This window comes from Humibacter albus DSM 18994, assembly GCF_000421825.1.
Lineage (GTDB): Bacteria > Actinomycetota > Actinomycetes > Actinomycetales > Microbacteriaceae > Humibacter > Humibacter albus.
Genome location: NZ_ATXT01000013.1, coordinates 288359 through 307409, shown reverse-complemented (window position 1 = coordinate 307409; position 19051 = coordinate 288359). Strand labels below are relative to the sequence as shown.

Sequence of the window (19051 nt, the reverse complement as noted above, 5' to 3'; positions counted from 1 at the left end):
GCTCCCTCCGCGCCGACGAGCCCTCACGCTATCGGTGGGCCGTTTCCCGCCTGGTGTTCTCCAACGGCACGGTTCAGTTGGTGAGGAACAGTTCGATGACGGGCACGGCGACGTCCGGTCGTTGTACGGGAAGCGTGAGGGTGAGAGTGCCTTCCGGTTGCCCGCCCTGGGTGAGGTTCTGGGCGGTCGCACCGGGGTCGATGACGCGCGTCTTCAGCTCACTGGCGTCGTTCAGCAGTTGCGCGTACGTGACACTGCCGGCCAGGCCGCGCAGGTGGAGTGTCTGGAACGGCCAGGCGAACAGGTGTGCGTAGAGCCGGTTCCCGCTCTGCGTGTAGCGCACGTCGCGAGGCGGAGTGAAGGTGCTGGGGCCAGCATCGTAGATGGAGCGATCGTGCAGGCGCATCCATTCGCCGAGCCCTGCCAATGCCGCGTTCGCGTTCGGGTCGAACGCGCCGCGCCCGTTGGGGCCGACGTTCAGCAGAAGGTTGCCGTTACTCGAGACGCCGTCGATCAGCATCCTCACGAGCAGGTCGACGCTCTTGTAGTCGTCGTTGTCTCGGTCGTACCCCCAGGAGCCGTTGAGCGTCTGGCACGCCTCCCACCGCACCTGCTGTCCGTCGACCTCCATCGGCCTGTCGGGCTGGTACTGCTCCGGAGTGACGAAATCGCCCGGGATGCCGAGCCTGTCGTTGACGAGGATGCCCGGCTGCAGTTCACGCACCGTCTCCAGCAGTTCCTGTGCGCCCCAGTCGGGCGCCCCCTTGCCGCCCCAGATCGACCCGGTCGCCCCCTCGCCGCCGCCCGCATCACCGCCGCCGCCCTCTCCGCCGTAGGAGAAGTCGAAGAACAGGTAATCGATGCGGCCGTAGTTCGTCAGCAACTCCCGCACCTGCCCGTGCAGATACTCCCGGTAGACGGCCACATCCCTGCCCGCGTTCAACTCGGCCACGTTCGGGTCGTCGCGCAACGGGTGGTGCCCGTCGATCGGGAAATGCGGGTGATGCCAGTCCAGCAGCGAGTGATAGAACCCGACCTTCAGACCCGCCTCCCGCACCGCGGCCACGAACTCGGCCACCACATCCCTACCGAACGGGGTGCGCATCACCGTGTACTCCGTCAACGCCGAGTCCCACAGACAGAACCCGTCATGATGCTTCGTCGTCAACACCACATACCGCATCCCCGCCGCCTTCGCCGCGGCCGCCCACTCATGGGCATCGAACAGATCCGGATCGAAGTGCGCGGCATACCGCTCGTAATCGGCCACCGACATCCGCTCACGACTCATCACCCACTCATGCCGCGCCCCCAACGCATACAGGCCCCAATGCACGAACAACCCCAACCGATCACGCGTGAACCACGCCGTATCAGGGGCGCACGGCGCGTGGCCGAGAACGGCTTCCGACGTCGATCCGGCCAAAGCGGAATCGAGAGAGACCTCGAGGGAGGCATCGAGGGACATGGCAGGCTCCTTCACGCGGACACGCTACGCGACGGCGACGACGACGGCGACGACGGCGACGACGGCCACGCCCGTCACGCGGCGACGGCCCGGAGCCGCACCGGACCTCCGGCGTCGATCGAACGGTAGGCCGCGTCGATGAGCATCACGCCCGCGAGTCCAGCACGACCGTCGGGCTGCGCCGTGCGGTCGTGCTGCGCCACCGCGGCCACGAACGAGTCGATCAGCCGCTGATCCAGTGACAGCCCGTAGCCGTACGTGAGGGCGCCGTGCTCGTTCCAGCCTTCGATGATCGACGCGAACGGCGCGATCTCCGCCACCCCGGACGTGCCGATGACCGTGAGCGTGACTAGGTCGCCCACGTCGGCCGACCCGGCGGGCCGCGACCACGAGCAGTCGACCGCGGCGATGACACCACTCGGGTAGTGGAGCGACACGAGCCCCGCGGTCTCCACGAGCCCCGCGATCTCCACGCCCCCGTCGCGGTTTCCCGGGATGCCGTTCGCGACCGCATAGACGTCGTCGGGCGTCTCCTGCAACAGGTCGGCGAGCAGATCGGCGACGTGTACGACGTGGTCGGTCACGGCGCCGCCGCCGCTCAGCACCTTATCGGTGAACCACGCGCGCACCGTCGGGATGCTCCCGCAGTTGGCAGCCGACACCGAGACGATCTCCCCCAGATCGCCGCGCCGCACTCCGGCGCGCAGCTCCTCGTACGCCGACGAGAAGCGCACCGGCAACGCCGTCATGAGCACGATTCCGGCGCGATCCGCCGCGTCCACGATCGCAGCGGCGTCCTGCACCGTGGTCGCGAGCGGCTTCTCGCATAAGACGTGGACGCCCTCGCGCGCCGCACGAAGCACCAGGTCGTGGTGGCGCACGTTCTCCGCGCACACGACGACGGCGTCGGGATGCCATGCCCAGACATCCTCATACGACTCCAGATAGTCGACGCCGAGCGTCAGCGCGAGGGGCGCACCCCTCAGCTCCGCCGGGCTCTCGGCTCCATCGGGATCGGTGGCGACGAGCTCGGCCTCGGGATGCCGTTGGAGCGCGGCGATGTACTCCAGCGCGTGCGTGTGGGCCAGGGACAGGACGGCGATCTTCATGCCGCGGACACCTCTTCGTGATCGTGGGACAGGTCGATGGCGCGCTCCGAGGCGGCCGATCGCGCGATGGCCTCGGCGATGCGGATGGCCTCCACACCGTCGCGCGCCGTCACGCGCGTGTCGCTGCCGTCGTCGATGGAGCGGACGAAGTCCGCCAGCTCGGCGCGGTACGGGCTCGTCGCGGCGTCGAAAGCGGGAAGGATGTCGTCGGCGGCCGATGGCGGTCCGACATGTGTGTAGGTAGGCTTCGCCGCCGAGTCGGAGCGCAGCGTGCCGCGTGACCCTGACACGTCGAACTGCGTGCGGAACTCGATCGGCGCCGTCGCCCACGTCGCCGTCAACTGCGAGACGGCGCCCGAAGTATGAGTGAGAACCGCCTGCGTGCTCTCGCTGCCCCTGTGCGTACGCGTTCGCGCGAAGACCCGGGTGATGTCGCCGGCGATCCACCGTGCGATGTCGATGTCGTGGATCATCAGGTCGAGCAGCACACCACCCGACTGGGCGGAGTCGAGGTACCATCCGTTCTTCGGGCTCTGGCCCTGACGGGTGAACCGCAGCACTCCGGGCTCTCCGATCGCACCGGCGACCACCGCGTCGCGAAGTGCTGCGTATTCCGGGAAGTAGCGCACCACGTGGGCCGGGAAAAGCGGAACGCCCTTCTCGGCGAATCCGTCCGCGAGCAGCTCCGCCGCGGCGAGCGTGCGGGCCAGCGGTTTTTCGCAGATCGTGGGGATCGAGTGCTCCAGCGCGGCGAAGCCGAGCGACGAGTGCGTCTGCGTCGGGGCGCAGATGTCGATGATGCAGACGGATTCGAAGAGCTCGTCGGCGGTGGTGGCCACACGCCCGCCGCCGTGTCGCTCGACCAGGCGCGGGGCATCGTCGGCGATCGAATGCACGAGCACGTCGAACCCGAGATCCAGCCAGGCGGGAAGATGAGCGTTCGCGATGCCGCCGGCTCCGATCAGGCCGACTGTCTTGTTCTTCAACGGAGGATTCCTTTCAACGATGGGGCGGGGATGCGACGGCCTGTCACTTGCCGATGCCTTCCGTCATCCCGCTGACGACGCGGCGGCCGACCCAGAAGTAGAGCAGCACCATGGGCGCGACGACGATGACGACGCCCGCGAAGAGGCCGCCCCAGTCGGACGTGTACTGCATGTCGGAGTAGAAGTTGAGCAGGGCGACGTTGAGCGTCTGCATCCCCTGATTCGGCACCAGGAGGAGCACGATCATCGTCTCGTTCCAGAGGCCGAGCACGTTGAGCACGGTGACCGTGGTGATGCCGGACTTCGCCAGCGGCACCATGACCGTGCGGAAGGTGCGGAATGCTCCCGCTCCGTCGAGCGCACTCGCCTCCTCGAGCTCCGACGGCAACGAGCGGAAGTACCCGACGAGCACGAAGACGCTGAACGGCAGGCTGAGCGCGACGTAGAAGATCGCCACTGTGATCCGCGGGTCCCAGGCGCCGGTGACCCACTCGATCATGAACCGCGACAGCCCCACGCTGATCAGCACCATCGGCACCGCGAACGCCTGGAACGGCACGCTCATGCCCGCGGAGAACAGCGAGACGATCGGTCCCGCAGAACGCCCTCCGAGCCGGGCGAGCGCGTAGGCCGCCGGCACGCTTAGGAGCATGATCACCGCGACGGACACCACCACCAGCACGACGGTGTTGATGGCGGCGACCCCCAGGCCCGAGGTGGTCAGCGCCGTCCAGAAGTTCCCCCATTCCCACGTCGTGGGCGGGCCGGCCGGGTTCGCGAAGATGTCACGGGATGACTTCACCGAGTTGAAGAAGATCCACACCAGCATCGCGAGGTTGATCGCCACCCACCCCCACAGTGAGACCTTGAGCACGAAGGTCACGAAGGTGCTGAGCGCCGACGAGAGCGAGGGTCGGCCGACTTTCTGAAGAACATCCATGTCACATCTCCAACGGCTCGCGTCGGGAGATCCGCCGTGAGAGCAGGATCAGCACGACGGTGATGATGGTCATGATGACGCCGATGGCGGCGGCCGATCCCATCTGTGGAATCCCGCCCGCCGGTCCGCCGGTCACCCTCAGGTACTGTTCGACCGCGAGGGACCGCGCCTGCAGCGGCGGAGTCCCGGCGGTGCCGGTGAACGCGATGATGATCTCGAACGTCTTGATGCCAGCGATGACCCACAGCACGGCGGCCACCGAGATCATGTCGCGCGTCAGCGGCAGGGTGATGTGGCGGAACTGCTGCAGCAGGTTCGCACCCTCGATCTGCGCCGACTCGTAGAAGCTGGCCGGAATGCCGTCCACAGCCGACATGAGCAGCACGACGTAGAAGCCGGCGGCGCTCCACGTGAGGCCGACCATGATCACCTGAAGGATGTTGTCGGCCGCCAGCCAAGGTCTCTGCAGCCCGTCGAGGCCCAGCAGGCCGAGCACCGTGTTGATGAGCCCGTTGGGGTTGAACAGGAACGACACCGACAGTCCGATGGCGATCGGCGAGATGATGAACGGCACGAAGACCGCGGAGCGGATGAAGCTGTGCCCCTTCGTCGTACGAAGCACGATCATGGCACCGCACGCGATGAGGAAGATCGCGATGCCGACGACCGCGGTCAGGACCAGAGTGTTCCAGAACGAGGAGAGGAACACCGGGCTCGAGAACAGTCCGGTGTAGTTCTTCAGGCCCACCCACCGGAACGTCGTTCCGAGGCCGGCCCACGACGAGAAGCTCAGAGCCATCCCGTAGAGCGCGGGCACGATGAAGAGCACCACGTAGACGATGAGCGCGGGCAGCAGAAGAGGGAGATATATCCGCCGTCTGGCACGGTCGAGTGCGCCCCCGATGCGCCCCCGCCGCGAGGGCCTGGATCGATCCCGAAGGGATGATTCCGGCTCCTCGAGGCCGGCGAGCCGCCCGGCATCGGTCGCGGACGAGTGGCGTGCGATGGTCATATCGCGCTACTTGTTCAGCAGAGCCGCGGTCTGTGCCTTCCCCTGAGCGAGGAAGTCGTCGACCGACAGCGAGCCGCCGATGAGCTTGTCGTCGAGCGGCATGAAGACGTCGTTCCACCACTGGGGCGCGCTGGTGGCGACGCCGTCGAAGTCCAGGCTGATCGTCGTCGTCGTGTCGATGCTCTTCTTGATCCCCTTGAGCGCGACCGGAGCCGGCGAGTCGCTGCGAGCCGGGATGTTGCCGGCGTCGGTGGCGATACGGTCGTCGTACTTCTTCTGCATCGCGAAGGCGAGGAACTCGGCGATCTGCGACTGCTTCTTCGACTTGGCGTTCGCCGCCCAGCCCAGAGCTCCGACGGTCACGACGCTCGACTTTCCGGCCTTCACCGGCGGGAAGGCCATGACGCGCGGCTTCTGGGTCGCGCTCTTGGATGCCGCGGTCTCGCTCGCGAGCCACGTTCCGTTCAGGTTGTACAGGTGCTGGCCGCTGGCCCACGCGTTCTGGGCGTCCGGATACTTCGTGGCCATGTAGTCCGGCTCGAAGAGATCGGCCGCAACGAGCTTCTGGAGTTCGACGGCCGCCTTCCGCACCGCGGGCGCGTCCCACGCCGACGCGCTCGTCGAGAGGCTGGCGAGCGTTCCGGCGCCGCCCGTGGCGAGCATGAGCTGGAAGATCCAGAACGCGTTGTAGGAGTCGACGGTGCCGTCGAGCGCGATCGGCTGCTTTCCGGTGCTCTTCTTGAGGTCCGCCGCGTGCGCGAGGAAATCGTCGAAGGTCGCCGGCGGGTTCGTGGCGAAATCCGAGTCGACGGCGGCGTCGTACCAGAGCCCCTCGGAGAACACGGTGTGCGGCACGAAGCCGTAGCCCTTCTTGTCGGAGATGGCCTTCAGCACGCTCTTCGGCAGAACCTGCTTGATGGTCTTGCCCTCGCCGGGGATCTCGGTGTCGAAGATGGCCGACATGTCGCCGAGCGCACCCGCGGCACGGAATTCGGCCGTGTGGTCGATGGACGAGTCGTAGATGTCCGGACCGCTGCCCGTGGCGATCGCGTTCTTGACCTGCGTCTCTTCGTTGTTGCCGATCCACTGCACGTCGACCTTCTGACCGGTCTTCGCCTCATAGTCCTTGATGATGGTGTTGAACAGCTTCGCCTGCGGAGTGCCGGACGCCCACTTGCCCCAGTACACGAGCGGGGTCTTGGACACGGTGCTGCCGGCACTGGACTGGAGTCTCGTTCCGCAGCCCGAGAGAACGAGGGTGGTGGCGACGGCTCCGCCGGCGAGGAGGAACGAGCGGCGGCTCAATGCCGGGGTTTCGCGCTGGTGCATGGGGGTCCCAATCTTCCGTGTGATCTTCGATGATCCTGAACGGGCGGAGTCGCCCGGTGGGATGGAAGAGATTATATACACAGTTTCTGTTTTAATTCCATCTCGATAGGGTGAACCCATGAACGTCCTCCTCGATCGCGGGCAGACCCTGCTGCACAACGCGGGTGATCAGTCTCGATTGCGTCGGCTGAACACGCTCGCCGTCATCGAAGCGATCCGGGAACAAGCTCTCACGATCCCGGCGACGGCGAAGGTCACCGGCCTCTCGAAGACGTCGACCGACTCCCTCATCGCACAGCTCGTCGAGCTGGGCTGGGTCGTCGCCGTCGATCCGCTCGCACCGGTGGGCGCGGGGCGCCCTGCCACGCGCTACCGATTCAGAGCGGAAGCGGCGGTCGTGCTGGGCGTCGACATCGGCCGCCACACGGTGCGCGCCGAGCTCGCTGACCTGAACGGGGAGGTCTTCGCCTCCGCCGACACCCCGGCAACGGAGCAAGACGGCCCTCTCGACGTGCTGTCCTCCGCGGTGAAGCTGGCGGACCGCCTCCTGAAGAAGGCCAAGCGCGAGCGGTCATCGGTCTGGGCGATCGGTGTCGCGATTCCCGCCGTCGTCTACAACGATGTCATCACCCGCGGCCCCGAGGGTTGGTCCGGCGTCAACGTCAAAGAGGTGCTGGGCGCGCATTTCGATTGCCGGATCGTCGTGGAGAACGACTCCAACATGGCGGCGTTCGCCGAGGCGTGGAGGGGCAGCGCGTCCGACGTCTCGGACCTGGTCTACATCCACTCCGGCAACCGGACCGGGAGCGGGCTCGTCATCAACGGCTCGCTTTTCCGCGGGTCGAACGGGGCCGCCGGTGAGATCGGCGCGATCCACGAAGTGGGCTGGGAGACGGCGCAGAAGCATCTGCACGCGGTCGTTCTCGAGAACGGCACGGTCGTGGACCGCGAATCGGTCTTCGAGGCCGCGAGCAAGGGCAGCGCCTCCGCCCTGGCCGCCGTACGCCGTTTCAGCGAGGATCTGGCCATCGGCGTCGCCGCCCTGGTCATGACAGTGGACCCGGAGATCGTCGTGGTCGGCGGCGGGAACGTGCGGGCGGGCGACGTGTTCCTCGACCCGCTGCGCACCCGCGTGGAGGCATTGTGCATCGCGCGGCCGGCGCCGCCGATCCTGCCGTCGACACTGCGCGAGCGTGCGTCGATCACGGGCGCGGTCGGATACGCCGCGACGACGGTGCAGGAGTTACTCCACGCGGCGGCTGCGAGCGGCACGAGCCTTCCGCAGGCGGACATCCACCCGTCGAGGTGGCCGTCCGCGCAGGGCTGACCACGGCGCAGAACTGACCACGGCGCAGAACAACTCATCGCGGCACCGACACCGTCACGGCACAGACACCAGCGCCCGCCCGTCCGGAGGATGTCTCGAGCGGGCGGGCGCTCTCATCCCCCGTCAGGACATCTTCGGCTGCTGCACGACGAAGGCATCCACGATCGCGATCCGGCCATCGCTCGCGTACGTGTCATCGTTCGTCACGCGGACGGTGTGCGTGCCGGGTGCCAGGTCGCGGATGACGAACACCGGCTGCTGCGCCATCCGGAGCGAGGCGTAGCAGTTCACCGTGCTCTGCTTGACCCCGTCGATCGCGATGTCCACGCTCCCCATGTCGCTGTACTTCTCGGTGAGGAAGGCGATGCCCGTCCCGGTGAACGTGTACTCGGCGTAGTCCCCCGCCACCGTGGAGTAGTGAACGCCGTCATCGAAGTCCCCGAACCCGCGAGGTCCGTCGGTGCCCCAGCTGCCGGAGTACGTGATCCCCGGATCCGTGTCGTCGACGGTGGTCAACGTCACACTGGGATCGGTGACCGTGACCGTGACGCTCGAGGTCAGGCCGTCCAACACCACGGAGAGCGTCGCTGTCCCCCAGCCCTTCGCCGTCACGGTTCCGTCGGCCGCCACCGTCGCGACGGAGGTGTCAGACGACGAGTACGTGACACCGTCGGTCACCGTCTTGTGCGAGCCGTCCATGCTGATGGCCGTCGCCGTCAGCGTTCCCGTGTCACCGACATCCATCGACGTCGGCCCCGAGGCACTGACGGCCTTCAGCACGTCGGTCGTCGCGGTGAGGCCGAACTTCTCGAACAGCACGCCGGTTCCGCTCCTCACGCTCTCTCCGATGAAGCGCAGATTGTGGATGCCTGCCGTCATCTCCACCCAGGTGGAGACATCCTGGAAGTGCCCGTCACCGCCCGTGTCGGGCACGGTGATCGTGGTGGCATCGCCGTCGACATCGAACTGCAGCTGCTGCGCCTCATCGGAGGCGACGCGCAGATCGAGCTTGTAGTACCCGGTGTACGGGAAATCGATGTTCTCGTACCGCAGGTAATCCTGCTGATCGATGCTCCCGATCGCCGTGACCTTCTTGCCGTCATCGTGGGATACGGTGCTGACAACACCGGTGTCGGGACCGTCCCAGCTGTACTCCTTGGCGAGATTCCACTGCATGTTGTAGTCGTCCGCAGCGATGGTCGCGTGGTATTCACCCTGCCGGTCGAATCGCATCCAGTTCCAGACGATGTTCGAGTCCGCCGTGATCCAGACCACCTTGAACGTGTGCGCACCCGCTTCGAGCGGGACGAAGAAGTTCGCCGTCTTCATGGTCTTCACGCCGCCGGTCGGGTCGAGCGACAGCGGGCCGGTGGCATCCTTGCCGTCCACTTCGAGACGGAACGAGAGCGGATCCTCGTTGGTCGTCGAGTAGCGGAACTGCATGAGGTACGTCGCGCTCCGGGCGACCTCGACGCCGCTGTAGCTCAGCCAGTCTCCCGAGTCGATCACGGAGACACCCGGCGTGCCGTCGTCATCCACGTCGTCGAGCGCGTTCAGCCACGTGCCGCTCTGCGCCGTCGCCGACTCTGCCTGGATCGTGAACTCGTCGGGATTCGCGAGGGTGAAGCGCATCCAGTTCATGAAGAACCAGTTGCCGTCGTCGCGCACGATGCGGATCCTGTGTCGGCCCGCGGTCAGCGGGATCTCGCGCTCGATCGTGCTGTACACGTTGTATCCGCCGGTGTCGGGTGTGCCGATCGAACCCGTGGTGTCTTCTCCGTCCACCAGGACGCGGAAGTGATCGCCCTCGGACGCGGAGACGCGGAACTCGGCACGATAGGTGCCGGTCGTCGGCACCGTCACGTTGTCGTATTCGGCCCAGTCACCCGCATTCCCCATATAGAGCGCGCCGAAACCGCCTTCGGCCGGCGGCTCGACGCCGTAGGCGCCCTGCGCCGCCGTGTAATCCTCGTTCTCGACCCGGAACTGAGCCTGCGCCGGTTGCGCTTTCTCGGCCGGCGCGGAAGAGGCCACCGTGACCGGCCCGACCGGGTAGACCTTGCCCTTCCCGTTCGGCATGGCCAGTTCGATGCGCGGTTTCCCGTGTGAGTCGGCCATCGCCACGGCCAACGTGTAATCGCCGGGTCGCAGGTTGCGCGGAAGCGTGAAGGACGATCGCATCTGGTCGGCATCGCCTTTGAACCAGGTGGTCTCATCCACGGAGGAATCGGTCCCGCTCCACACGACGCGACCGCTCTTCGCATCGAGCAGGTACACCTTGAGCGGGTACTTCTTCGGACTGAAGCCTGCGCCGTTGTTCGTCCAGGTCTGCGCGAGATTCAGCTTTCCGCCCGGCTTCACGTGGTCCGTGTAGGTGGCCTTCTGCATGAGGAACCGGTAGCCGGAGTAGCGGGCGAGGGTGGTGAACCATTCCCCGTACGCCTTCTTCATCGCATCCCAGTCGATGAAGCTCGTGTTGTTGATCCCCTGAAGATTCGAGTGATAGGCCTCGATCGCGTTCTTCACCACGAGCCGTGGGTTGTTGATCATGATGCTGCTGTTCCAGCTCGACCCCTCGGAGACCTGGATGTGATCTCGTCGCTCGAGCCGATTGATGTACGAGCTCTCGCCGCTCGTGTCGTACTGCATCCACGGGAAGGCGCTGTTCACGGTGTCCGAACGGAATCCCCAGTTCTTGTTCGCCGCAGCGACGTCGTACCCGTAGGCCGTGAACCGCTTCGCCTGCGTGTCGGCATCCGGGTCGTTCGGGTCGACGTTCGCGCCCGGGTTCTCCATCATCACCATCGTCTTGCGGAAGGCGCTGCTGTAGATGTGCAGGATCTTGTGGAGCGTCGCGGTGCGCGTCGCGTCGTCCGGCCACGGGAAGTTCAGGGCATCGTTCCATCCGGACCATTCCCCGAAGAGCGAGAAGGCGCGCAGGTCGACCCAGGCGACCCCGCGGTTGCCGTCGTAATGCTTCGCGAACGCATGCACGGCCTTCGACAGCGCGTTCAGGTAGATAGGGCTGTAGTAGAGCGGCTGCTTCGAGTAGTACTGCCCGTTGTACTGGGCGAGTCGGTAGGGCGCCTTGTCCACATCGAACAACCACGCCGGCGGGTACTGGTAGGGGAAGACCCCCGAATCGTTCTTTACGTCCGGTGCCTCCGACATCAGCAGTTGCACCTCGGCGGTCTTGCCCTGCTGATTGATCCGCTTCATGAACCTGTCGAACCGATGCCAGGAGAACCTGTTCGGTCCCGGCTCGAAGTCGGACCATGAGATCTGCACGCGCACGATGTCCGCGTCGGCCGGGATTCTTTTGCGCCCGTCGATGAAGGCGGTGATGGCCGGATCCGTCGTGAACGTGTATCCCGTGCTGGTGGATGTCTGCGGGCTGTTGATATCGAACGCGACGCCCGTGTACGGGTTCCCGTGCAACACGTCATGCGTGTCCGTGAACGTGACGGTCCGCTCATGACCGGATGCAGCCGAGGAACTCGAGGACGCTGTTCGCGTCGTATCGTGCCGAACGGGCTCGCCGTCAGCCGGGGTGGTCAGCACCCCCACACCAAGAACGCCGATCACGATGGCCACGATGAGGCCCTTCATCCGATCACTCTCCCTCGAGCACTCGACTGCACCAGATTTATTCAGAATCCGCGTTAATTAATAGCGCATGTTGCGTGCCGATGCAATCGATGATCATGAGGTGAGGCTCCGCTGGAGTGCGCGGGCTCGTGTTCCCGGCGGAGCTCAGCCCCTCAAGAGACGCGGGGCTCGACGTCCGATTCTGCTGCCTGCGTCGCCGCCGCCCACACCATCACCTTCGACGGCGGCAGCTCGAGCCTGCATCCATCGCCCTGCCTCAACTCGGGTGCCCTGGTGCTGCGCACGCGGAGTTCCGGTCCGCCGTCGAGCTCGACCGTCGTCATCGTGAACGTGCCGAGGTCGGCCACGTCCGTGACGGTGGCCGGAACCGTCCCGACGGGGCTGTCCGGGCCGGCGCCGATCATGCGGTCGGCGTCGAGCACGCCGAGTACGCGGTCGCCGCCCATCTCTCGGTCGCCGCCTCCGCTCGCGAGGACGTCCTCGCTCACGACGACATCCTCGGGCCTGATGCACCACTGCACCGGGGCGCCCTCGGGCAGCGCGGTGTGCGGAATCGTGATGCGCACCCCACCCGCCCGCAGCCTCGTCGCGTCGACGATCACCCCGTCTTTCAGGTTGTGGATGCCGAGCAGCCTCGCGACGTGCGGTGTGGACGGCCGGTGGTAGACATCCCGACGCGCTCCGGCCTGCAGCACGGCGCCGTCGTCGATGACGATGATCTCGTCCGCCAGCAGTGCCGCCTCCTCTGGATCGTGCGTGACGAGCACGGTCGAGAGCGCGTCTTCGTGCTGCAGCCGCCGCAGTTCCATGCGCAGTTCCTCGCGCACCGGGGCGTCCAGCGCCGAGAACGGCTCGTCGAGCAGCACCAGATCGGGCGAGCGGCTGAGCGCCTGGGCGAGCGCCACCCGCTGACGCTGACCTCCGGAGAGCTGTTCGGGCATGCGGTTCTCGAGTCCGGTCAGCTGCAGCGTGTCCAACCACCACCGGGCGATGTGCGGGTCGGAGTCGACGCCGAACGTCACCTGCTCCCACACGGTCCGGCGTGGGAACAGCACGCCGCCCTGCGGCACGTACCCGATACGAGGATGCGCGCCGTCGTCCCCGTCGTATCGCACCGCTCCCGCTGAAGACGGCATCACCCCGGCGAGCGCCCGCAGCGTCATCGACTTTCCGGAACCGGATCGGCCGAGAACCGCCAGCCACGGGCTGCGCGCGCGATGCGCCAGCGTCAGGTGGAAGCTGCCGACGTGCATGTCGAGGTCGAACGCCGGCTTCACGGGCGACGTCCGCTGTGGTGGCCGTGGCTCGACGTACGACGGACTGCGGTGCCGACGACGGGGCATCCGCAGATACCCGACGGCCACGCCGGCGGCGGCGATCAGCAGCGCGAGCGCGGTCGGAGCCTGCGTGTTCGGGATGCCGATGCCCGAGAACTGCACATACGTGAAGACCGGCAGCGAGTACGGGTGGTACGCCAGCAGCACCGTGGCGCCGTACTCGCCGAGCGCGCGCAGCCAGGCCATCAGGAGCCCGGCTTTGATGCCTTCGGCCGCCACGGGGACGGCGACCTTCCAGAACCGTGCCAGCGGCGGATGACCGAGGCTGGCTGCCAGCTCGTCCAACGCCGGATCCATGGCCCGGAACGCGCTGCGCGCCGAGATCACGAGGAACGGGCTCGCCACGAAGGTTTGCGCGATCACGATGCCGGTGAGCGTGCCGGTCAGTTTGCCGTCGAAGAGCTGCCCGAGGAACGTGTACGGGCCGACGACGTAGATGAGCACGATGCCGCTCATCACAGGAGGGAGCGCCAGCGGCAGCTGAACCGCGACGCCGACTGCGGCCGCGAACCTCCCTCTCGACCGCGCCAGCACGTAGGCGAGCGGAATCCCGAGCAGCGCGATGATGCAGGTCGAGATCGTGGCGCTGAGAAGCGATGTGCCGAGGGCGCCCCACAGCCCCGGCGCCGTGAAGCCGCGATCCGTGGAGGTCGCCAGCCTGAGAATGAACGCGACGATCGGGATGAAGAGAAAGAGCGCCAAGAGCCCGCCCAGCCATCCGAGCGGGCTGCGCACTCCTCTGTTCATCGCGCGGGCATCCATCTCGTCCTACCGACCGAGCACGTTCTTCAGCGTCTTCGGCACGCCGCTTCCCGAGACCTCGGGCGGTGTCGTCAGGTCGTAGGCGTTCTTCTTCAGGATGCCCTGGCCGCCCTTGCCGAGAAGGTAGGCGACGAAGGCGGCCGCACCCGCGGCATCCGGCGCGTTGTTCACCACGGTGATCGTGTACACCGCCTTGAGCGACTCGCCCTTCAGCGGCACGGTCGGGATGTTCGCCGCCTTCGCCTCGCTGGCGTAGAAGAACCCGGCATCCAGCTGACCCGCCTGCAGCTGTCCGACCATCGACTCCTCCGTCTGGATGTTCGGATTGGATGTCGCCAGCGCGGTCAGCGCCGAATCGCCCTGCTTCGTCCCTTGATCTTTGAGCGCGTGTGCCGCAAGCGCACCCTTCGGGTCGGTCTGCGGGTCTGTGCTGCCGAGCTTGAACCCGGATTCTGTGACCACGTCGTACCAGGGCTTGCTCTTCAGTTGCTTGACGAAGGAGCTGTTCGGGTTGTACCCGATGACCAGTGGTGAGTTCGCGAAGGTCGCGTACCACGAAACCCAGTCGCCGTTGCTCGAGCCCTCGAGGCCGGCGTTGACGGTCGGGCTCGCGCTGATGAACACGTCCGCCTGCTTCACCTTGCCCTTGATGTCGGCGGCGAGTGCCTGGGAGCCGGCCCCATAGCCTTTGAAGGTGTAGCCGGTCGCGTCGTGGAACGCGGGGCTGACCTGGTTCTCCATGAGGCTCACGAGCGACCCGGCGTAGAGCACGTTCACATCGCCGGACCCGTGCGGAATCGACGCGGTCGTCCCTTTCGCCGCCTTCGTCGCCGAGCTCGCCGGTCCAGCCGAGGCCGACGAACTGCACCCCGCGATCGCGAAAGCCACGCCGGCCAGGAGCGCCACCGCGCCGAGGCTGCGCCGCACTCTGCCGTTCCTTCTCACTGCCCGATACATGTTCGCGGCACCCTCAGCCTCACCGCGATCCCGGTGTCTGCAGGACCACGTTCGTCGCTTTCACGGTCGCGACGGTCTCGACACCGACCTCCAACCCGAGCTGATCGGCCGCCTCTGCGCTGATCAGCGAGACGATCCGGAACGGCCCGGCCTGCACGTCGACCTGTGCCATGACCGTGTCCTTCTTCACCGCGGTGACGATTCCCGGGAACCGGTTGCGAGCGGATGTCGGCGAGAGCGGCCGTCCGCTCTCCGGCGCCGAACCCGACCCGAGTTCGAGTGCGAGCGCGGCGAGATCGGCGCCCTCGATCAGTTGCGGTCCGTGGCCATCGACGGCCGGGAGCCGGCCCTGGCTGATCCATCGGCGCACTGAATCGTCGCTCACCGCCAGAAGCCGGGCCGCATCGGAAATCCGAAAACGCGTCACAATTATGAGATTAGCACCGCGGATTTCTCTCCTGGCCCGCACATTCCACGGATTTGCGGAACCACTCGTCAGGCATGCGCGCCAGTGTGAATGCCCTCGCAACGTGCCTTCACCAGCAACCCTGCACTAAGAGGAATCGTGGCGATTTCCCACGAACGAGACTCAGTGTGCGTCGGCTCGACGCTGCGAGTCGCCGAGCATTGTCCGCGCGAGCTGCCACTGAGCCCACAGCAGCCCGCGGGTCACGTATGGCAGCACCGCGAGGAACGCCAGACCGAGCATGACATAGATGATGCCTTCGAGAGCCGGCTGGTCCGCACCCGGCCAGCGGTGGAGAAGCCACTCGAGACCGACGTTGCCGCCGTGCACGCTCGAACGCCAGAACGTCCAGCTCACGCCACCCGCCCCAATACCGATCAGCGTCGTCAGCACGATGAACGAAACGGCCGCAAGCGCGAACTGCGGCAGGACGACGTATCCGACCATCGCCCAATTCCGCGCACTGCCGAGGGTCGAGCGCAACCAGCCTGCGAAGCCTGGGCGACTCGACCGGACGGAGCGCTGAATGCGCGGCAGCCCGACCCATTCGAGCAAACGCAGGTCGGCGGCTCCGGTCGCCAGGGCGACGCACAGGCCGGCCGCGAGTAGGAAGACTCCAACGGGGAAGAGCGGGAGCAGTCCGATGCCGGCAGGCACCAGTGCCAAGCACACCGAGAACCCGATCACAGCGGTGAAGAAGAGGAGGACGATCGCGACGATCTCTTTACCGATGCGCCGCCACCGCGCCCCGTAGCGGCGCCAGGCGCTGAGCTGGTGGGTGGGGAATCCGATGGGTTCTGCAGTCATGGTCTTTTGCCTTCGTGTCGTGGAGAGGTTCAGTCGCTGACGGCCGCACGGGCGCGGCGCCCCGATGCGATCAGCAGGGCGGCTGTCAGCGCGAGGCTGATGACGACGGTGATGACGGATGCCTCCATGCCGAAGGCACCGCCGGTGAGCCATGCCGGGCCGTGCACACTCGTGATCGCCAAGCCCGGGTCGCGATGGCCCGATACGGGGATGCCGATGGCCTGCTCGAGCCCGTTCCAGGTCGCGTGCAGGGCGAAGACGAGCCAGAGGCTGCGGCGCCAGAGGAAGGCAGCGCCGAGCAGCCCGCCGGCCTCGATGGCGATAGCGACGTCGCTCCACAGGGACGCACCGGGGTTCGCCCCGTGCACGAGGCCGAACAGCACCGCGGTGATGCCGAGGGCGATCCACTTGCCGCCGAGCCTCTCGATGGCCTGGAGCGCGAGACCGCGGAACATCAGTTCCTCGGTGACCGCTCCTGCGATGGTGACGGCAATGAGCTCGGGCAGCGCCCGGAGGCCCGCGGCGCCGTCGAACGTGAAGTGGTAGCCGCCGAGCGCTGCGATAGCGCCGACACTGACCGCGAAGAACCCGGCGCCGACGGCCGCACCGATGAGCGCGTCGCGCCCCGCGGTGCGGAGCGCGAGCTCGGGCATCCGCCGCCCGGCTACGAAGCGCATCACGGCCCAATAGACCACGAGCGCGAGAGCCGAGGTGCCGAGCGCGATGGCCGGGCTGGCTCCGGCGAAGACCGAGAAGGCGCCGACGGCGACGATGCCGATAACGAGCCAGACGAGGGGGAAGCGGAAGAAACGGATGGCGCGCGAGGCGGGGGCGGTATCGCGCGGGGCAGTTGTTGTCATGCCTACGACGCTACGAATCGCGCCCGCGCCCCGAATCACGCGCGGGCGGGCAATCGTCATCCCTCTGCAGGGGGATGGCCGAGGCGGCGGATCAGCGCGCGGGCCCGAAGAGCCCGCTGCGGTGGGCGTAGACGACGACCTGCACCCGGTCGCGCAGCTCGAGCTTCAGCAGGATCCGCGACACGTAGGTCTTCACCGTCTCGTGGCTGATGACGAGCGCGGCCGCGATCTCGGCGTTCGAATCGCCGTTCGCCATCGCACGCAACACGTCGAGCTCGCGCGGCGTGAGGGTGGCGAGACGCGGATCAGCCTCGGGTGCGGATGCCGGCAGCAGCCTTTCCGCGAAATGTCCGAGCAGCGCGCGCGTCAGGGTCGGGGCGATCAGTGCGTCACCGGCGGCGACGGTCCGCACGGCCTCGATGAGCTGGGAGGGAGTGGAGTCCTTGAGGAGGAACCCGCTCGCCCCCGCCCGCAGGGCGTCGTAGACGTAATGGTCATAGTCGAACGTCGTCACCACGAGGATGCGTGGGGGATCCTCCACACCCGGACCCGCGAGGGCCTCGGTCGCGGCGATGCCGTCGAGCACGGGCATCCGCACGTCCATCACGACCACATCCGGATGCCGTTCGCGCGCCAGCCGGACCGCCTCGCCGCCATCGGCGGCCTCGCCGACGACCGCGACGCCGGGCTGCGCTCCGAGGATCGTCGTGAAGCCCGCGCGAATCACTGCTTGGTCGTCGGCGATCAAGACGCGGATCGGCTCGGCGGATGACTCAGCCACGTGGATCCTCCTCGAGGGCGATCGAGATGTGCGCAGCCAGCACGAACGCGCCGTCGCCGTCACGACCGGCGTCGAGACGCCCGCCGAGGCGAGCCACGCGTTCGGCGAGGCCGGCCAGGCCGCGACCGGAGCCGGAAACCATGGGCGCGGACTGCCGGGCGACATCCGTGGAGCTCGACGTGACGCGCACCGCGACCGCCTCCGCCGACCACTCGACGTCCACCTCCGTCGGCGTACCGTCGGCGTGCTTGCGCGCGTTGGTGAGCCCCTCCTGCACGATGCGGTAGACCGCGAGGCGAAGCTCGTCCGAACCGGACGGCGTGCCACTCTCGTGCAGCTCGACAAACTGACCCGCCCGTCGGGCGCCCGCAGCGAGGTCATCGAGCGGGCCGATCGCGGGAGCCCTGCTCGTGTCGTCCGCGGCCAGAACGTCGAGTAGTCGGCGGAGATCGGCGAGCGCGCGTCGACCACCGTCGGCGATCGACGCGAACTGCTCGCTGACCTGCACCTGGTCTTCGGGAACGATGAAGCCTGCGGCATCCGCCTGCACGACCATGCCCGTCACGTGATGACTCACGACGTCGTGCAGTTCGCGCGCGAGGCGGGCCCGCTCGTCGGCGACTGCGGCTCGCGAAGCCTCGCCCTCACGTACCTGAGCCGCAGCCGCGCGCAGCCGGACGAAGTCGCCCAGCAACCAGGCCGCAATCAGGACGACGACGAAGGTCGCGAAGTCCCACGCGTGGTCGGGCGAGCCGAGCAGGCTCAGCGCGATCGCGAGCATCACGTAGGCCGCGGCGCTCGCGGCCGCGGTCATCACGCGGGCGCGACGCAAGTGCGCCCCGGCCGAATAGAGGGCGAAGACGATACCGAGCCCCGCGATCGAGGGCGGATAGCCCCTGCACTGGTCGAGTGCGAACGCGAGCCCGATGACAGCGAGGACCGCGCCCGGGCGTGAGCGCCGGGCCGCCAACGGCAAGGACTGCCCGGCGATGAGCAGCAGGTGCAGCCCGTCCGACGGTCGTGTGGGGAGCTCGCCGAGGTTGAGCCCGTACACGCTCAGCGCGGGCACCAGGCCGAACACGCACAGAATCGCCGCGAAGACACCATCCACCGCCCAGTCGGGCAGCGACCGCCACCACCGGACCAGCACCACATCGCCCACCTTAAAGCACTGCCGCGGGTTCACCCGTTGCCGCGTCATCTTCCGTACCAACCGGGCCTACGACCACCGCGGCCCGGCCGCCGGCACCCGGCGTAGTGGGTGAGCGCGCGGGCCCGCGTTGCGCAGCGACAGACGAACT

15 protein-coding genes are annotated in these 19051 nt (G+C 67.2%); 1 reads left to right on the top strand and 14 read right to left on the bottom strand.

The window, feature by feature from the left end:
- Nucleotides 1-73: 73 nt before the first annotated feature.
- The 6 genes from H623_RS0106140 to H623_RS0106115 all read right to left on the bottom strand — a co-directional run bounded on the left by H623_RS0106140 (nucleotide 74) and on the right by H623_RS0106115 (nucleotide 6844).
- Nucleotides 74-1468, bottom strand: coding sequence for an alpha-L-fucosidase (locus tag H623_RS0106140; RefSeq protein WP_022900067.1), 1395 nt, complete (start codon nucleotides 1466-1468; stop codon nucleotides 74-76).
- A 74-nt stretch (nucleotides 1469-1542) separates the two neighbouring features.
- Nucleotides 1543-2577 (bottom strand): Gfo/Idh/MocA family protein, encoded by a 1035-nt coding sequence (locus H623_RS0106135; protein ID WP_022900066.1) that lies wholly within the window; start codon nucleotides 2575-2577, stop codon nucleotides 1543-1545.
- Nucleotides 2574-3563, bottom strand: coding sequence for a Gfo/Idh/MocA family protein (locus H623_RS0106130; RefSeq protein ID WP_022900065.1), 990 nt, complete (start codon nucleotides 3561-3563; stop codon nucleotides 2574-2576). Before H623_RS0106130 ends, H623_RS0106135 begins: the two co-directional genes overlap by 4 nt.
- Nucleotides 3564-3606: 43 nt before the next feature.
- The gene (locus H623_RS0106125) at nucleotides 3607-4503 is read right to left on the bottom strand and encodes a carbohydrate ABC transporter permease (protein WP_022900064.1); all 897 of its coding nucleotides are present in this window, start codon (nucleotides 4501-4503) and stop codon (nucleotides 3607-3609) included.
- Nucleotide 4504: 1 nt separating this feature from the next.
- Nucleotides 4505-5515 (bottom strand): carbohydrate ABC transporter permease, encoded by a 1011-nt coding sequence (locus H623_RS18175; protein ID WP_022900063.1) that lies wholly within the window; start codon nucleotides 5513-5515, stop codon nucleotides 4505-4507.
- A gap of 6 nt (nucleotides 5516-5521) precedes the next feature.
- Nucleotides 5522-6844 (bottom strand): ABC transporter substrate-binding protein, encoded by a 1323-nt coding sequence (locus H623_RS0106115; RefSeq protein WP_022900062.1) that lies wholly within the window; start codon nucleotides 6842-6844, stop codon nucleotides 5522-5524.
- 118 nt (nucleotides 6845-6962) lie between these two features.
- Between H623_RS0106115 and H623_RS0106110 the strand changes: the two genes are divergently transcribed.
- Nucleotides 6963-8171: an ROK family protein gene (locus H623_RS0106110; RefSeq protein WP_022900061.1), complete on the top strand. Its 1209-nt coding sequence runs from the start codon at nucleotides 6963-6965 to the stop codon at nucleotides 8169-8171.
- A gap of 123 nt (nucleotides 8172-8294) precedes the next feature.
- On the opposite strand, the gene H623_RS20900 is transcribed toward H623_RS0106110, so the two are convergent.
- From H623_RS20900 to H623_RS22145, 8 genes are all read right to left on the bottom strand, one after another.
- Entirely contained in the window at nucleotides 8295-11780 is a 3486-nt protein-coding gene (locus tag H623_RS20900) for a carbohydrate-binding protein (RefSeq protein ID WP_022900060.1), read from the bottom strand.
- Between the two features lie 152 nt (nucleotides 11781-11932).
- A complete protein-coding gene (locus tag H623_RS18165) occupies nucleotides 11933-13864 on the bottom strand; it encodes an ATP-binding cassette domain-containing protein (RefSeq protein ID WP_169514895.1) in 1932 nt (643 codons plus the stop codon).
- A 21-nt stretch (nucleotides 13865-13885) separates the two neighbouring features.
- On the bottom strand, nucleotides 13886-14806 hold the full coding sequence (locus H623_RS0106095; protein ID WP_022900058.1) for an extracellular solute-binding protein: 921 nt from the start codon (nucleotides 14804-14806) through the stop codon (nucleotides 13886-13888).
- Between the two features lie 49 nt (nucleotides 14807-14855).
- A complete protein-coding gene (locus H623_RS0106090) occupies nucleotides 14856-15263 on the bottom strand; it encodes a TOBE domain-containing protein (protein WP_022900057.1) in 408 nt (135 codons plus the stop codon).
- A gap of 162 nt (nucleotides 15264-15425) precedes the next feature.
- Nucleotides 15426-16109, bottom strand: coding sequence for a sensor domain-containing protein (locus H623_RS0106085; RefSeq protein ID WP_022900056.1), 684 nt, complete (start codon nucleotides 16107-16109; stop codon nucleotides 15426-15428).
- Nucleotides 16110-16138: 29 nt separating this feature from the next.
- Entirely contained in the window at nucleotides 16139-16969 is an 831-nt protein-coding gene (locus H623_RS0106080; protein ID WP_022900055.1) for a CPBP family intramembrane glutamic endopeptidase, read from the bottom strand.
- Between the two features lie 91 nt (nucleotides 16970-17060).
- Nucleotides 17061-17750 (bottom strand): response regulator, encoded by a 690-nt coding sequence (locus H623_RS0106075; protein WP_022900054.1) that lies wholly within the window; start codon nucleotides 17748-17750, stop codon nucleotides 17061-17063.
- Nucleotides 17743-18903, bottom strand: a complete 1161-nt coding sequence (locus H623_RS22145; RefSeq protein ID WP_022900053.1) for a sensor histidine kinase — start codon at nucleotides 18901-18903, stop codon at nucleotides 17743-17745. Before H623_RS22145 ends, H623_RS0106075 begins: the two co-directional genes overlap by 8 nt.
- Nucleotides 18904-19051 lie beyond the last annotated feature (148 nt).